Annotated in this window: 1 protein-coding gene; it reads right to left on the reverse strand. The window is 75.7% G+C overall.

Annotation, left to right across the window (positions count from 1 at the left end):
* Window positions 1-125: 125 nt before the first annotated feature.
* The gene (locus DT057_RS36695; protein ID WP_338103497.1) at window positions 126-353 is read right to left on the reverse strand and encodes a septum site-determining protein MinC; all 228 of its coding nucleotides are present in this window, start codon (window positions 351-353) and stop codon (window positions 126-128) included.
* Window positions 354-705: the final 352 nt, after the last annotated feature.

The raw sequence follows: 705 nt of genomic DNA on the forward strand, positions 1-705 counted from the left end.
TGGTCTTCCCGACGCCGCCCTTGCCCGACGTGACTACGAGTACCTTGGCCATCGTGTGCTCCCCCCAGAGCAGCAAGTGAGGCGGCTCCGGACCGGCGGTCCGGGAGGCGCGCGGGACGAATCGGTCAGTCGAGCGCGGCCATGCGCAGCGCGTCGCTCTCGAGCCAGACCTGCACCGCCTTGTTGCGGAGCGTCGGATCGGTGGCGTCCGCGGTGCGGAACAGGCCGTCGATGCCGAGGAGCTCGGGCGCGAACTTGCGGCAGCAGATGCGGGCGCGCGGATTGCCGCCGGCGCCCGCGATGGCGCGGCCCCGCAGCGCCCCGTAGACGTGGATCGAGCCGCCCGCCAGGATCTCGGCGNATGGTAGACCGACTGGCCGGAGCGCAGCGGGGTCTCGAGCACGAGGGAGGTGGGCTTTTGCTTCTCGGGGGCCTGCGGCACCGCGACCGCCGCGTGCCCGCCGCTGAGAGGCGGCGGCAGGGCCGGGTGGAGCCAGCCGGGCTCGGCCTTCTCCACGCCCATGATGCGGATGCCGCGGCGGGCGAGCTCGTCGATCAGGGCCGCGATGTCCGGGGGGCTCGCCGCGAGGAGCGGCGCGGGCCGCTCCGCGGCGGCCTTGGCGGCGGCCCGGGCGGCCGAGCGCCTGGCCACGGCGGGCTTCGTCACCGCGGGCTTCGTCACCGCGGGCTTGGCCGCCGCGTCCG

Source organism: Methylobacterium crusticola (assembly GCF_003574465.1).
GTDB classification, from domain to species: Bacteria; Pseudomonadota; Alphaproteobacteria; order Rhizobiales; family Beijerinckiaceae; genus Methylobacterium; species Methylobacterium crusticola.